We start from the raw sequence: 13,258 nt of genomic DNA on the forward strand, positions 1-13,258 counted from the left end.
CGGGTGGTGGGGCCAGCCTAGCGATCGGTCGATGCCGACGGAACCGGGCGATCAGGCCACCGGCGCTGCGCGGCCGACCAGTCCGGCACGCTGCAGCAGCAGGTACAGCTGGCAGCCGAGGCAGAAGCCGAATACCGCGTTCAGGAAGGCCGCGATGAACGCGGCCGCGGCCGCGATCGGCAGAGCCCACGGCACGCCGAGCAGGTGCAGCACGATCCCGGTGCCGACGACGAACAGGCCGACACCCTGCGCGAACCGGGGCGGGCGGGGGTCCTCGAGCTCGGTCGGCGGGTCCAGTCGCGGACGGACGAAGCGCCGGAACACCACACCCCAGGGTGCCGTGCGCGGCCAGGCGACGCCCCAGAGGAACAGGAGGGCGATCACGACCAGCAGCAGGAGACCGGGGTCCAGGGCGCGCTGCGCGAGCGGGGCGACGACGATGACCCAGTCGGAGCCGGGCACGAACGTCGCGCCCGACAGCGGTTGATACGCGAACCATCCGAAGCTCGCCACATCCTGCGCGGTCGAGATGCCGATCAGGGAGAGCACCACGGCGATGAGCAGCAGAGCGGCGGTGATGCCGGCGGCGAAGCGCGGGCCGCGGGGGTCGATGCCGGCGGGAGGCGTGGGGGACATGTCGTTCCTTGTCTTCGTCGTCGTCAGACGCCGGCGAGGGCTTCGGTGAGGGCGTTCGGGTGCGGCACGCCGTTGAATCGCGCTCGGACGGCGCCGGTCGCATCGACGATGAAGGTCGTCGGCGTCTGGAGGATGCGGTAGCGGCTGGACAGGTCGGGACGATGGGTGAGATCGACCTCGATGTGCGCGAGATCGTCCCGTGCGGACGCCACGCTGCTCAGCATCCGGCGCACCTGAGGGCATCGCGCGCACATCTCGGTGCTGAACTGCACGAGCGTGGCCCGCGAGCCCAGGGAGCCCTCGGCGTCGACCGGATCGAAGCGCAGGTGGCCGCCGCCGCGCCGGTGCCCGTCGGCGAGACGCAGCGCGACACCGACGATCACGGCGAGCATGATCAGAGCACCGGCGATGACAAGGGCGAGTGCGGGCGACATGGATCGAGGGTACGGCCGTTCCGTGAAGCCGGGGGCCGTTGTTGCGAAGCGTGACCGACGCGTCCATGTCGGTGGTCTGCGGGTATCGTGTGGAGCATGCGCGAAGCCATCCCGACGCCGTACGAAGACCTGCTCCGTGAAGTGCTCGCCGAGGGCACGCACAAGGACGATCGAACCGGGACGGGCACGCTCAGCGTGTTCGGCCGTCAGCTGCGGTTCGACCTCTCGCAGGGGTTCCCCCTGATCACCACGAAGCGGGTGCACTTCAAGTCGATCGCGTACGAACTGCTGTGGTTCCTGCGCGGCGATTCCAACGTCCGCTGGCTGCAGGACAACGGCGTCACCATCTGGGACGAGTGGGCGGACGCCTCGGGCGACCTCGGACCCGTGTACGGAGTGCAGTGGCGGTCATGGCCAACACCGGACGGCGGCCACATCGATCAGCTCTCCGAGGTCATCGAGCAGATCCGGCAGTCGCCCGACTCCCGGCGCCTGATCGTGTCGGCCTGGAACCCGGCGGACATCCCCGACATGGCTCTGGCGCCGTGCCACGCGCTGTTCCAGTTCTACGTGGCGGACGGCAGACTCTCCTGCCAGCTGTATCAGCGCAGCGCCGACCTGTTCCTCGGAGTCCCGTTCAACATCGCCTCCTATGCGCTGCTCACCCAGATGATCGCCCACCAGGTCGGCCTCGAGCCCGGCGACTTCGTCTGGACCGGGGGCGACTGCCACATCTACGACAACCACGTCGAGCAGGTCCGCGAGCAGCTCACGAGGGAGCCCTTCCCGTACCCCGCGCTCCGCTTCGCGCGGAAGCCCGAATCGATCTTCGACTACGTCTACGACGACTTCGTGATCGAGGACTACCAGCACCACCCGCCGATCCGCGCGGCGGTGGCGGTATGACCTGGGTGGGTCTGATCTGGGCCGAGGCGCGCGGGGGAGTGATCGGCGCCGAGGGTGGCATGCCGTGGCACGTGCCGGAGGACCTCGCGCACTTCAAGGACGTCACGCTCGGCGCCCCGGTCATCATGGGACGCAAGACGTGGGACTCGCTTCCCGAGCGCTTCCGGCCGCTGTCCGGCCGTGAGAACGTGGTCATCACCCGACGTCAGGACTGGGCGGCGGACGGGGCCCGCCGCGCAGCCACGGTGTCGGAAGCCGTCCGAGGTCGCGACGAGGTCTGGGTCATCGGCGGTGCCGAGATCTTCAGCCAGGTGATCGGAGAGGCAGACCGCCTCGAGATCACCGAGATCGATCTCGACGTCGCGGGCGATGCCTTCGCGCCGGACAAGACGGGCTGGCGCCTCGTCTCCGAGGGAGACTGGGAGACCTCGCGCACAGGCATCCGCTACCGGTTCCTGCGATACGAGCGCTGATGCCCATCGCACTGATCACCGGCGCGAGCGCCGGCCTCGGGGCGGAGTTCGCCAGGCAGCTCGCGCATCGAGGGGCGGATCTCGTACTGGTCGCGCGCTCGGCCGGGGCGCTCGACGCACTCGCCGACGAGCTGCGCGCACAGCACGGTGTGGCGGTCGAGGTGCTCGCGGCCGATCTGCTCGACGAGGGCGATCTGGATCGGGTCGTCTCGCGCATCGGCGACGAGGCGCAGCCGATCGACCTGCTGATCGACAACGCCGGATTCGGACTGCCACTTCATTTCGCCGACAACGACATCGACGACGAGGTCCGGCATCTGCGGCTGCATGTCGAGGTGCCGATGCGCCTCATGCACGCGGCCCTCGCCGTCATGCGCGGGCGCGGCGGACGCATCATCAACGTGGCGTCGGTTGCCGGTTTCATCTCGCGCTCGACATACTCGGCGTGCAAGTCCTGGCTGATCGGTTTCAGCCGCTGGGCGAACGCCGAGTACGCGCGAGACGGCGTGACCGTCACGGCGCTGTGCCCCGGCTTCACCCACACCACGTTCCACGAGCGGATGGGACTTCCTCAGGGCGAGGAGGGCATCCCGCCGATCATGTGGCTCGACGCCGCGGACGTGGTGCGAGAAGGGCTGCACGACGCCGCGCGGGGGCGGGCCGTCTCGATCCCGTCGTGGCGATACAAGGCGATCGTCGCACTGACGAAGGTGCTCCCGGCGTCGCTCACGTCGCGCGCCGCGCGTCGCGGTCGCGTCTGAGGGGCGCCGGAGTCAGCGGAAGCGCCCGAGACGGATGCCGGCGTACGCGATCGCCGCGATCGTCTCGCCGTCCGTGATCCGCCCGTCGGCGACCATGTCGAGCACGTCGCCGAAAGGCACCCACAGCACCTCGTCGATGCCCTCCTCCGAACGAGCGTCGGCCTGATCGGCGGTGCTGAGCCCGCGCGCGAGGAACACGTGCTCGGGGGCGACGGTGACACCGTTCAGGGCATTCATCGTGCCCAGCGGCGTCCACTCGTTCGCCTGGAGGCCGGTCTCCTCCCGGAGCTCGCGCTGCGCCGCCGTCAGCGGATCCTCACCGTCGCTGCCGCCCGCCGGGACCTCGACGGAGCGACCGGTCGTGTACCGGTCCAGCCCGACCAGGCACACGCGTTCCCGGTCGTCCAGAGCCACGATGAATACCGCGGGGTGCCGCATCGTGACGACGCCGTAGATGCCGGGGCCTGCGGGGCCGGTCACCGCGTCCTCGCGGACCGAGATCCACGGATTCTCGTAGACGACGCGGGAATGCTCGGTCTGCCAGGCCATGCGGGCGAGTGTATCCCCGCACGGGCGGCGGTGCCGAACCGATACGCTGGGAGCATGACGCACTCGGGCAACCCTTTCGGACAGGTTCTCGTCGCGCTCGTCACTCCGATGACGGCCGACGGCGAAGTCGACTGGCCCGCCGTCGAGAAGCACATCGATGACGTCATCACCGCGGGTGCTGACGGCGTCGTGGTGACGGGAACGACCGGCGAGACCTCGACCCTGACGGATGACGAGAAGCTCAAGCTCGTCGAGGTCGGCAAGTCCGTCTCGTCCGGCCGCGCCAGCATCATCACGGGCGGCGGGTCCAACGAGACCGCCCACGCGATCGAGCTCTACAAGGCCAGCGAGAAGGCCGGCGCGGACGGCATCATGATCGTCACGCCGTATTACAACAAGCCGACGCAGGCCGGCATCCTGACCCACTTCCGCCTGGTCGCCGATGCCACAGACCTGCCGGTCATCCTGTACGACATCCCCGGCCGCACCGGCGTGCCGATCCAGTACGAGACGATCCTGCGCCTGGCCAAGCATCCGAACATCCTCGCCGTGAAGGATGCGAAGGGCGACTTCAGCGAGGTCAGTCGCGTGCTCAACCAGACCGACCTCATGTACTTCTCGGGCGACGACGCGAACGCGTTGCCGCACCTCGCGATCGGAGCGACCGGGCTCATCGGCGTCACCGCCAACATCACCGCGACTCCGTACCGCACCATGATCGACGCCGTGAACCGAGGGGATCTCGCTGCCGCGACGGCCGAGCACAAGCGGCTCGAACCGCTCGTGCGCGCCGTCATGACGCACGTGCCGGGCACCGTGTCGGCGAAGTACATCCTGCACGGGCTCGGGCGCATCTCGAGCCCCCGCGTCCGCCTGCCCCTGGTGGGGCCGGAGGAGTGGGAGGCCGCATTGATCGAGGACGAACTCGCCCTCGTCACCGACGTGGCGGGTGCCGACTTCTCCAACTTCCGCCCCGACCGCAATGCGGCCGCGGGCGGTGCGCTGCCGAAGGTGCACGGCACGACGCGCTGAGACATCACGGGCGCGGAGCGCGCCTGACGCACGACCGGGCGCGCGACGCGCCCGACAGAGGAGACAGCATGTCCATCCCGATCGCTGAAGCAGCACCTCTCGAGGAAGGGACCCTGCGCGTCACACCGCTCGGCGGTCTCGGCGAGATCGGTCGCAACATGACCGTGTTCGAATACGAGGGCAAGCTCCTCATCGTCGACTGCGGCGTGCTCTTCCCCGAGGAGCACCAGCCGGGCGTCGACCTGATCCTGCCGGACTTCGAGCCGATCCGTGACCGACTCGATGACATCGTCGGCGTCGTACTGACGCACGGTCACGAGGACCACATCGGCGCCGTTCCGTATCTGCTGCGGCTCAAGAACGACATCCCGCTGATCGGTTCCAGCCTGACGCTCGCCCTCGTGGAGGCGAAGCTCAAGGAGCACCGCATCAAGGCCTTCACGCTCACGGTGAAGGAGGGCCAGCAGGAGAAGGTCGGCCCGTTCGACCTCGACTTCGTCGCGGTCAACCACTCCATCCCGGATGCCCTGGCCGTCGTGATCCGCACGCCGGCAGGTCTCGTGCTGGCCACCGGCGACTTCAAGATGGACCAGCTGCCCCTGGACGGCCGCATCACCGACCTGCGCGCTTTCGCGCGCCTGGGCGAAGAGGGTGTCGACCTGTTCCTGGTGGATTCCACGAACGCGGACGTCCCCGGCTTCACGCCGACCGAGCGGTCGATCGGGCCTGTGCTCGACCAGGTGATCGGCAAGGCGCCGCGGCGCGTGATCGTCGCGAGCTTCTCGAGCCACGTGCACCGCGTGCAGCAGGTCATCGACGCGGCGCACGCGAACGGCCGCCGCGTCGCGTTCCTCGGTCGAAGCATGGTGCGCAACATGACGATCGCCGAGCAGCTGGGCTACCTCCACGTCCCGGAGAACGTCCTTATCGACTACAAGAAGGCGCGCGACCTGCCTGACGACCAGATCGTCTACATGTCGACCGGCTCGCAGGGCGAGCCCATGGCCGTGCTCAGCCGGATGGCGAACCTCGACCACGCGATCGAGGTCGGAGAGGGCGACACCGTCATCCTCGCGTCCAGCCTCATCCCCGGCAACGAGAACGCCGTCTACCGCGTGATCGACGGGCTGACCAAGCTCGGCGCGAACGTCGTGCACAAGGCCAACGCGAAGGTGCACGTCTCCGGGCATGCCGCCGCCGGCGAGCTCATCTACTGCTACAACATCCTGCGTCCGAAGAACGTGCTGCCCGTGCACGGCGAGTACCGCCATCTGGTCGCCAACGCGAAGCTCGCGCAGGAGACCGGCATCCCCGAGGCGAACACGATCCTCGCCACCAACGGCACGATCATCGACCTCAAGGACGGCCAGACCCGCGTTGCCGGTCAGCTGGACATCGGCTTCGTCTACGTCGACGGCTCGACGGTGGGCGGGATCACGGATGCCGACCTCAAGGATCGTCGGATCCTGGGCGAGGAGGGGTTCGTCTCCGTCATCGTCGTGGTGGACGCCGCGACCGGCCGCATCATCACCGGTCCGGAGATCCACGCCCGCGGCATCGCGGAGGACGACGCGGTGTTCGAGGACGTCGTCCCGAAGATCGTCGCAGCCCTCAAGGAGGCCTCAGGCAACGGCGTGCGCGACACGCACGCGCTGTCGCAGGTCGTGCGACGCACGATCGGCCGCTGGGTCAACCAGAAGCTGCGTCGTCGCCCGATGATCGTCCCGCTCGTCATCGAGGCCTGAACCCCGATCGCGGCCGGGCCGCGATCGGGCTGAAAGCCGCGTCACTGCGGGCAAATGTCCGACCCCGGACATACCGTAGAGGACATGGCCAGGAGCACCACGAAGACCCAGCGCGCGTCCGAGAGCGCTGCGGCGCGCTCGAAGCGGCAGACGGGATCGCGGTCGTCTGCGAAGGCCGCACCGGCGCCGAAGCGGTACATCGACGACGCGGACAAGCCGCCCGTCATCGTCCGCGCCTGGACAGGGCTGGCGCACGGCGTCGGCGGGCTGTTCCGCGCGTTCGGCCCGGAGACCCTCGAAAAGGACGATCGCCGCGACGGCTTCCCGCTGTTCCTCGTGCTGCTGGCGTGCCTCGGCGCCGTCGACGAGTGGTTCTTCATCGGCAACGAGGTCGCGCAGAACATCAGCGCTTACACGGTCGGTCTTCTCGTGGGACGCACGGCGTTCCTCATGCCGGTGCTGCTGCTTCTGCTGGCCGGCTGGCTGTTCCGGCATCCGTCGTCGGTGCACGACAACGGCCGGATCGGCATCGGCTTCGCGCTCATGGTGGTGTCGATCGCCGGGATCTGTCATGTCGCCGGTGGGCAGCCGCAGCCACGAGACGGCATGCCGGCGCTGAGCGCGGGCGGCGGTCTGTTCGGATGGATGCTGGGGGAGCCGCTGGCCTTCCTGTCGCCGATCCTCGCCTACGTCGTGCTGAGCCTGTTCATCGTGCTCAGCATCCTGATCCTCACCAAGACGCCGCCGAACCGCATCGGACAGCGGCTCGGCGACCTGTACGCGTGGATGTTCGACGCGGAACGACCTGAGAAGCCCACGAAGGAGCTGCCGACGGTCGACGACGCCGACAAGACGGACGACCCCGATGTGCTGCCGTGGTGGCGTCGGAACAAGACCGGTCGTGAGGAGGATCCGGATTCCTCCGCCGGATCGCAGGATCTGACCGAGCTGCTCTCCACGCAGACGGCTCCGACGCGCGCGACCCCCGCCTACGACCAGGCCGTAGTCGTCGCCGACCCGCAGGATGCTGCGACCGAGGTGCTGACCGACGTCGAGGCTCTGACGTCGATGCTCTCGGAGCAGCAGTCGACGGCACTCATGGACGACACCGGTGACACCGGCGAGCAGCCGGAGCTGCCGGGCCTGGACGGGTTCGGCACCGAGGGTTCGGGTGACCGCGGGCGCCAGGCGCCGGTGGCCCCGTACCATCTGCCGCCGACCTCCGTGCTCGCCGAGGGGCCCCCTCCTGTGGTGCGCTCCGAGGCCACCGACCGCGTCATCGAGCAGATCACGAGTGTGCTGACGCAGTTCAAGGTCGACGCCAAGGTGACCGGCTTCTCGCGCGGTCCGACGGTGACCCAGTACGAGGTCGAGGTCGGCCACGGCGTCAAGGTCGAGAAGATCACCCAGCTCGCCAACAACATCGCCTACGCGGTCGCCTCGAACGACGTGCGCATCCTGTCGCCGATCCCCGGCAAGAGCGCGATCGGCATCGAGATCCCCAACGCCGACAAGGAGATGGTGGCGCTCGGAGACGTGCTCCGCTCGCCGGCGGCGCAGAAGAGCACGCACCCGATGACGATCGGCGTCGGCAAGGACGTGGGCGGCAACATCGTCGTCGCCAACCTGGCCAAGATGCCGCACCTGCTCGTCGCCGGATCGACCGGGTCCGGTAAGTCCAGCTTCGTCAACTCGATGATCACCAGCCTGCTCATGCGTGCGAAGCCGGCGGACGTGCGGATGGTGCTCATCGACCCGAAGCGCGTCGAGCTGACCAGCTACGCCGGCGTGCCGCACCTGATCACGCCCATCATCACGAACCCCAAGAAGGCCGCAGAGGCGCTGCAGTGGGTCGTGAAGGAGATGGACATGCGGTACGACGACCTCGCGTCGTTCGGATTCCGCCACATCGATGACTTCAACCGGGCCGTCCGTGCCGGGGAGGTCGAGGTTCCCGTCGGCAGCGAACGGGTCCTGAAGCCGTACCCGTACCTGCTCGTGGTCGTCGACGAGCTGGCCGACCTCATGATGGTCGCGCCGCGTGACGTCGAGGACTCGATCGTGCGCATCACGCAGCTCGCCCGCGCATCCGGCATCCACCTGGTGCTCGCGACGCAGCGTCCGAGCGTCGATGTCGTCACCGGCCTCATCAAGGCCAACGTGCCGTCGCGTCTCGCGTTCGCCGTCACCAGCGTCACCGACAGCCGGGTCATCCTCGACTCTCCGGGTGCCGACAAGCTGATCGGCCAGGGTGATGCCCTGTTCTCCCCGATGGGCTCGTCCAAGCCGTTCCGTCTGCAGGGCGCCTGGGTCAACGAGAGCGAGATCGACGCGGTCGTGAAGCACGTGACTGCACAGGCCCGCCCCGAATACCGCCCGGACGTCGCGGAGGCCGTCGAGGGCAAGAAGAAGGAGATCGACGAGGACATCGGCGACGATCTCGAGCTGCTGCTCGCGGCCGCCGAGCTGGTCGTGTCCTCGCAGTTCGGGTCGACGTCGATGCTGCAGCGCAAGCTGCGCGTCGGGTTCGCCAAGGCCGGTCGCCTGATGGACCTGCTGGAATCTCGCGAGATCGTCGGGCCTTCGGAGGGATCCAAGGCGCGCGATGTGCTGGTGACCGCCGAGCAGCTCCCCGAGGTGCTCGCGCACATCCGCGGCGACGATCCGCCGGCGTCCGCGCCGGCCGCGGCGCCCGCCGCCGCCGACCAGCAGGTGAGCGAGCACGATCCCGTCGAGGAGCAGTTCCGAGGACTGCCCGTCGTGGAGGCCGAGGGCGATGAAGACGCCTGGGGCCTGACGGGTCGCGACTGATGGCGATCCCACGGCAGCTGCCGAACGCCATCACGATCGCGCGCATCCCGCTCGCCGTCGTCTTCTTCATCCTCCTGCTGCTCGGCGGAACGTACGGATCCGACGATCTCGCCCTGCGCTGGGTCGCCGGCGTGCTCTTCGTCTTCGCCATCTCGACGGACTGGGTGGACGGCTATCTGGCCCGCAGGTACGACATCGTCAGCGACTTCGGAAAACTCTGGGACCCGATCGCCGACAAGCTGCTCACCGGGGCCGGGTTCGTGGGTCTCGCGATCCTCGGCGAGTGGCCGTGGTGGGTCGTGATCATCATCCTGGTGCGCGAGTGGGGCATCACGGTGCACCGTTTCGTCGTCGCCAAGCAGCACATCGTCGCCGCGGCGTGGATGGGCAAGATCAAGACCGCACTGCAGGGTGTGACGCTCGGATGGTGGTTGCTGCCGCTGCAGGAGTTCATCGGCTTGGACTGGTGGACCGGCATCGGCACCGCGCTCATGTACGCGACTCTGCTGCTGACGGTGCTCAGCGGCATCGACTACGTCGTCGCTCAGGTGCGCGGCTCTCGATCGGCGGATGCCGCATGACCAAGGCATCGGAGCTGGTCGCGCTGCTGATCGATCGCGGATGGACCCTTGGTATCGCGGAGTCGCTCACCGGGGGAGCGGTGAGCTCCGCCATCGTCGCGGTACCCGGCGCCTCGGCAGTTCTCAACGGCGCCGTGGTCGCGTACGCGACACCCGTCAAGCACACGGCGCTCGGGGTGGATGCCGGCCTGCTCGAAGAGCACGGACCGGTGCACCCGCGGGTGGCCGAGGAGATGGCCGACGGGGTGCGCGAGACGGTGTCCGTCGAAGGACGACCGGCCGACGTCGGGATCTCGACGACAGGCATCGCCGGTCCGGCATCACCGGACGGGCAGCCGGTCGGAACGGTGCACGTGGGGGTCGCGACGCCGGCGGGGGTGCACTCGGTCGCGTTCCGGTTCGGGGGCGACCGCGAGGAGATCCGTCGTCAGTCCGTCGACGCCGCGATCTCGGCGGCCCTCCGCGCACTGCAGGAATAGGACCGGCCTCGCCGGGGTTGTCACTGGTGTGATGAATGCCCGGGCTGCTGCGCTCACAACCGAACCACAGAAATCAACGCTAGTTTTTTCCATAGCCGGTCGGGTTAGACTGGCGATCCGCTCGGCGTCGAACTCGGCGACGGGGAACGAGAGGAGGTTCCGATGATTCTTGTACGCCAGGAGATCGGCGATGTATTGAGGGACTTCCGCCTCCAGAAGGGGCGCACGCTCCGCCAGGTGGCGAGCAAGGCCTCTGTGGCGCTCGGCTACCTCAGTGAGGTGGAGCGCGGTCAGAAAGAGGCTTCGAGCGAGATCCTCGCCTCGGTCGCCGAAGCGCTCGACGTTCCCATCTCCACTATCATGCGTGAGGTCGGCGACCGCATCTCGGTGCTCGAAGGCCTGCAGGTGTTCCCGGATGTCGTTCCGGACGACCTGGTCGCCTCGATCGAGCCCGAACTCTCGCTGCACTGACACGGGCTGCCGCTCTCGATGCGACGGAGTGAGTTCCTGCGTGCCGTCGAGGCGGAGTTCGGCGCGCGATCCGCGTCGCTCGTCGACGATCTGGTCCTGGGCGCGGTGGGCTCGCGCACGGCGTCCGAGGCTCTTGCCGCCGGTGTGCCGCCTCGTGACATCTGGCTCGCGCTCTGTGAGGAGACGGACGTCCCGGTCGAACGCCGTCATGGCGTCGGGCGCCTGGAGCCGCGGCGGGGCTGACCCGCACCGTCTTGCCGGCGTAGCGATCTTCGATCGGGATTCGGCGTGTCGTCGAAGATCTGTTCGAGATGCGCGTATCGTTCTGCACAAGTGGTGAACAGCCCATCTTTTCCACAGTTCTCGGGACCCTGCGATGCGATGTCGGAGGCCCCGCCTACCGTGGGGGACATGGCGCAAAGCCATACGCCTTGTCGGAGAGTCGACCCATCCAGGGGAGGCCGCGACAGCCTACAGGCGGCAGCAGCGCGAACAGAAGGAGCACGTCATGCCATCACCCGCAGACCGCGAGAAGGCCCTCGAATCGGCCCTCGCCCAGATCGACCGCCAGTTCGGAAAGGGCTCGGTCATGCGACTGGGCAGCGACGAGCGCGCGCCTGTCGAGGTCATTCCCACCGGCTCCATCGCGCTGGATGTCGCGCTCGGCGTCGGTGGGCTGCCCCGCGGACGCATCATCGAGATCTACGGCCCCGAGTCCTCCGGTAAGACCACTCTGACCCTGCATGCGATCGCGAACGTGCAGCGTCAGGGCGGCATCGCCGCGTTCGTCGACGCAGAGCACGCGCTCGACCCCGACTACGCGAAGAAGCTCGGCGTCGACATCGACGCGCTGCTGGTGTCCCAGCCGGACACCGGCGAGCAGGCGCTCGAGATCGCGGACATGCTGGTGCGGTCGGGCGCGATCGACCTCGTCGTCATCGACTCCGTCGCCGCGCTCGTGCCCCGCGCCGAGATCGAGGGCGAGATGGGTGATTCGCACGTCGGTCTCCAGGCGCGCCTGATGTCGCAGGCGCTCCGCAAGCTCACCGGTGGTCTCAACCAGACCAACACGACCATGATCTTCATCAACCAGCTGCGTGAGAAGATCGGCGTCTTCTTCGGATCCCCGGAGACCACGGCCGGCGGTAAGGCGCTGAAGTTCTACGCCTCGGTCCGCCTGGACATCCGTCGTATCGAGACGCTGAAGGACGGTACGGAGGCGGTCGGAAACCGCACGCGCGTGAAGGTCGTCAAGAACAAGATGGCTCCGCCGTTCAAGCAGGCGGAGTTCGACATCCTCTACGGCATCGGCATCTCCCGCGAAGGCAGCCTGATCGACTTCGGCGTGGAGCACGGCATCGTGAAGAAGTCGGGCTCCTGGTACACCTACGACGGTGACCAGCTCGGCCAGGGCAAGGAGAACGCGCGTACGTTCCTCCTCAACAACCCCGACATCGCGCGGACGATCGAGACGCAGATCAAGCAGAAGCTGGGCATCGGCGGTGCCGCGGCTTCTGAGGCTGCGGATGAGCTCGCTCAGCGCCGCCCGGCCTGATGACCGGTGAGATCGGGGGCGAGGACGGCCTCGCCCCCGTGATCCCGCTGTTCGGTCGGGAGGCAGCGCCAGAACGGCCGGCGAAGCGCCGGTCCGAGGCCGTCGAGGGTCCTCCTGCCGCCGAATCCTGGCATCCGACATGGGCCGGCGGAGACGACGCCGATTCCGGTACGCCGAGTGCACAGCATCCCGCCTACCGGGGCGAAGCCCGCGCCACCCCGAAACTGAGGGCGTTGCGCCCGCACCAGAGCGAGGCGGCCGCCGACAGCGGCGACACGCTGGACGCCGACAGCATCCGTGAGAAGGCCGAAGAGACGCTCGTGCGCAAGCTCCGCACACGCTCGCTCTCGATCGCGGAAGCACGGGCTGTGCTGAAGGGGTATGAGCTCCAGGGGCAGCGGATCGAGGCCGCGCAGATCGACGACGTCATCGATGACTTCTGTCGCCGCGGATACCTGGACGATGCGATCCTGGCCGGTCATCTCGTGACCTCCGGGGTGGAGCGCAAGGGCCAGGGCCGCGTCGCGCTCAGTCGTGCACTCGCCCAACGCGGCATCCCTCGTGACGTCATCGATGCAGCTCTGGACGAGCTGCCGGATGACGACGCCGAACGCGCGCTCGATTTCGCCCGAACGAAGGCGAGATCCCTCGCACGGCTCGACGACGACACCGCTCTGCGGCGCCTGGTCGGGCAGCTGGCACGTCGGGGCTACAACGGCGCGGTCGCGATGAAGGCGGCCAAGACGGCGCTGGCGGAGAACGGCTCAGGAGGTCCCGGCGGCGGCGTCCGGTTCGTCGACTCCGACTGAGGCCCGGGCAGCGATC

15 protein-coding genes are annotated in these 13,258 nt (G+C 68.3%); 12 read left to right on the forward strand and 3 right to left on the reverse strand.

Features of this window, described 5'->3' with window-relative positions; all coding sequences use genetic code 11:
- Window positions 1-51 precede the first annotated feature (51 nt).
- Together OED01_RS06495 and OED01_RS06500 are read right to left on the reverse strand one after the other, a co-directional pair.
- Window positions 52-636, reverse strand: coding sequence for a DUF4395 domain-containing protein (locus OED01_RS06495; protein ID WP_264157559.1), 585 nt, complete (start codon window positions 634-636; stop codon window positions 52-54).
- A gap of 23 nt (window positions 637-659) precedes the next feature.
- Window positions 660-1,070 carry a thioredoxin family protein gene (locus tag OED01_RS06500; protein ID WP_264157560.1) on the reverse strand — a complete coding sequence of 137 codons (411 nt, stop codon included), beginning with the start codon at window positions 1,068-1,070 and terminating at the stop codon, window positions 660-662.
- Window positions 1,071-1,166: 96 nt separating this feature from the next.
- Between OED01_RS06500 and OED01_RS06505 the strand changes: the two genes are divergently transcribed.
- From OED01_RS06505 to OED01_RS06515, 3 genes are read left to right on the forward strand one after another with little or no spacing between them, the layout of a single operon-like run.
- Window positions 1,167-1,976, forward strand: a complete 810-nt coding sequence (locus OED01_RS06505; protein ID WP_264157561.1) for a thymidylate synthase — start codon at window positions 1,167-1,169, stop codon at window positions 1,974-1,976.
- Window positions 1,973-2,449 (forward strand): dihydrofolate reductase, encoded by a 477-nt coding sequence (locus tag OED01_RS06510; RefSeq protein WP_264157562.1) that lies wholly within the window; start codon window positions 1,973-1,975, stop codon window positions 2,447-2,449. Before OED01_RS06505 ends, OED01_RS06510 begins: the two co-directional genes overlap by 4 nt.
- Window positions 2,449-3,210 (forward strand): SDR family NAD(P)-dependent oxidoreductase, encoded by a 762-nt coding sequence (locus tag OED01_RS06515; RefSeq protein WP_264157563.1) that lies wholly within the window; start codon window positions 2,449-2,451, stop codon window positions 3,208-3,210. The genes OED01_RS06510 and OED01_RS06515 overlap by 1 nt, the downstream gene beginning before the upstream one ends.
- A 12-nt stretch (window positions 3,211-3,222) precedes the next feature.
- Here OED01_RS06515 and OED01_RS06520 read toward each other — a convergent pair whose 3' ends face one another.
- Window positions 3,223-3,759: an NUDIX domain-containing protein gene (locus OED01_RS06520; RefSeq protein ID WP_264157564.1), complete on the reverse strand. Its 537-nt coding sequence runs from the start codon at window positions 3,757-3,759 to the stop codon at window positions 3,223-3,225.
- A gap of 54 nt (window positions 3,760-3,813) precedes the next feature.
- Here OED01_RS06520 and dapA point away from each other — a divergent pair, with 54 nt between their 5' ends.
- From dapA to OED01_RS06565, 9 genes are all read left to right on the forward strand, one after another.
- Entirely contained in the window at window positions 3,814-4,791 is a 978-nt protein-coding gene (gene dapA / locus OED01_RS06525; RefSeq protein ID WP_264157565.1) for a 4-hydroxy-tetrahydrodipicolinate synthase, read from the forward strand.
- A 68-nt stretch (window positions 4,792-4,859) separates the two neighbouring features.
- The gene (locus tag OED01_RS06530; protein ID WP_264157566.1) at window positions 4,860-6,536 is read left to right on the forward strand and encodes a ribonuclease J; all 1,677 of its coding nucleotides are present in this window, start codon (window positions 4,860-4,862) and stop codon (window positions 6,534-6,536) included.
- An 84-nt stretch (window positions 6,537-6,620) separates the two neighbouring features.
- Window positions 6,621-9,347 (forward strand): FtsK/SpoIIIE family DNA translocase, encoded by a 2,727-nt coding sequence (locus OED01_RS06535; protein WP_264157567.1) that lies wholly within the window; start codon window positions 6,621-6,623, stop codon window positions 9,345-9,347.
- On the forward strand, window positions 9,347-9,928 hold the full coding sequence (gene pgsA / locus OED01_RS06540; RefSeq protein WP_264157568.1) for a CDP-diacylglycerol--glycerol-3-phosphate 3-phosphatidyltransferase: 582 nt from the start codon (window positions 9,347-9,349) through the stop codon (window positions 9,926-9,928). The genes OED01_RS06535 and pgsA overlap by 1 nt, the downstream gene beginning before the upstream one ends.
- A complete protein-coding gene (locus OED01_RS06545; protein WP_264157569.1) occupies window positions 9,925-10,407 on the forward strand; it encodes a CinA family protein in 483 nt (160 codons plus the stop codon). The genes pgsA and OED01_RS06545 overlap by 4 nt, the downstream gene beginning before the upstream one ends.
- Before the next feature lie 162 nt (window positions 10,408-10,569).
- Entirely contained in the window at window positions 10,570-10,878 is a 309-nt protein-coding gene (locus OED01_RS06550) for a helix-turn-helix domain-containing protein (protein WP_243225052.1), read from the forward strand.
- Window positions 10,879-10,896: 18 nt separating this feature from the next.
- On the forward strand, window positions 10,897-11,121 hold the full coding sequence (locus tag OED01_RS06555) for a DUF3046 domain-containing protein (protein ID WP_264157570.1): 225 nt from the start codon (window positions 10,897-10,899) through the stop codon (window positions 11,119-11,121).
- 265 nt (window positions 11,122-11,386) lie between these two features.
- Entirely contained in the window at window positions 11,387-12,433 is a 1,047-nt protein-coding gene (recA, locus tag OED01_RS06560) for a recombinase RecA (protein WP_264157571.1), read from the forward strand.
- Window positions 12,433-13,242, forward strand: coding sequence for a regulatory protein RecX (locus OED01_RS06565; protein ID WP_264157572.1), 810 nt, complete (start codon window positions 12,433-12,435; stop codon window positions 13,240-13,242). The genes recA and OED01_RS06565 overlap by 1 nt, the downstream gene beginning before the upstream one ends.
- Window positions 13,243-13,258 lie beyond the last annotated feature (16 nt).

Origin of the sequence: Microbacterium sp. M28 (assembly GCF_025836995.1) — a bacterium.
In the GTDB taxonomy this organism is placed as follows: Bacteria; Actinomycetota; Actinomycetes; order Actinomycetales; family Microbacteriaceae; genus Microbacterium.

What these genes read in the sequence shown, in the direction of transcription:
- OED01_RS06530 (WP_264157566.1), top strand. Translation starts at nt 4,860, where the DNA reads ATGTCCATCCCGATCGCTGAAGCAGCACCTCTCGAGGAAGGGACCCTG.
- OED01_RS06505 (WP_264157561.1), top strand. Translation starts at nt 1,167, where the DNA reads ATGCGCGAAGCCATCCCGACGCCGTACGAAGACCTGCTCCGTGAAGTG.
- OED01_RS06510 (WP_264157562.1), top strand. Translation starts at nt 1,973, where the DNA reads ATGACCTGGGTGGGTCTGATCTGGGCCGAGGCGCGCGGGGGAGTGATC.
- OED01_RS06520 (WP_264157564.1), bottom strand. Translation starts at nt 3,759, where the DNA reads ATGGCCTGGCAGACCGAGCATTCCCGCGTCGTCTACGAGAATCCGTGG.
- OED01_RS06565 (WP_264157572.1), top strand. Translation starts at nt 12,433, where the DNA reads ATGACCGGTGAGATCGGGGGCGAGGACGGCCTCGCCCCCGTGATCCCG.
- OED01_RS06495 (WP_264157559.1), bottom strand. Translation starts at nt 636, where the DNA reads ATGTCCCCCACGCCTCCCGCCGGCATCGACCCCCGCGGCCCGCGCTTC.
- OED01_RS06545 (WP_264157569.1), top strand. Translation starts at nt 9,925, where the DNA reads ATGACCAAGGCATCGGAGCTGGTCGCGCTGCTGATCGATCGCGGATGG.
- OED01_RS06515 (WP_264157563.1), top strand. Translation starts at nt 2,449, where the DNA reads ATGCCCATCGCACTGATCACCGGCGCGAGCGCCGGCCTCGGGGCGGAG.
- OED01_RS06535 (WP_264157567.1), top strand. Translation starts at nt 6,621, where the DNA reads ATGGCCAGGAGCACCACGAAGACCCAGCGCGCGTCCGAGAGCGCTGCG.
- OED01_RS06500 (WP_264157560.1), bottom strand. Translation starts at nt 1,070, where the DNA reads ATGTCGCCCGCACTCGCCCTTGTCATCGCCGGTGCTCTGATCATGCTC.
- dapA (WP_264157565.1), top strand. Translation starts at nt 3,814, where the DNA reads ATGACGCACTCGGGCAACCCTTTCGGACAGGTTCTCGTCGCGCTCGTC.
- recA (WP_264157571.1), top strand. Translation starts at nt 11,387, where the DNA reads ATGCCATCACCCGCAGACCGCGAGAAGGCCCTCGAATCGGCCCTCGCC.
- pgsA (WP_264157568.1), top strand. Translation starts at nt 9,347, where the DNA reads ATGGCGATCCCACGGCAGCTGCCGAACGCCATCACGATCGCGCGCATC.
- OED01_RS06550 (WP_243225052.1), top strand. Translation starts at nt 10,570, where the DNA reads ATGATTCTTGTACGCCAGGAGATCGGCGATGTATTGAGGGACTTCCGC.
- OED01_RS06555 (WP_264157570.1), top strand. Translation starts at nt 10,897, where the DNA reads ATGCGACGGAGTGAGTTCCTGCGTGCCGTCGAGGCGGAGTTCGGCGCG.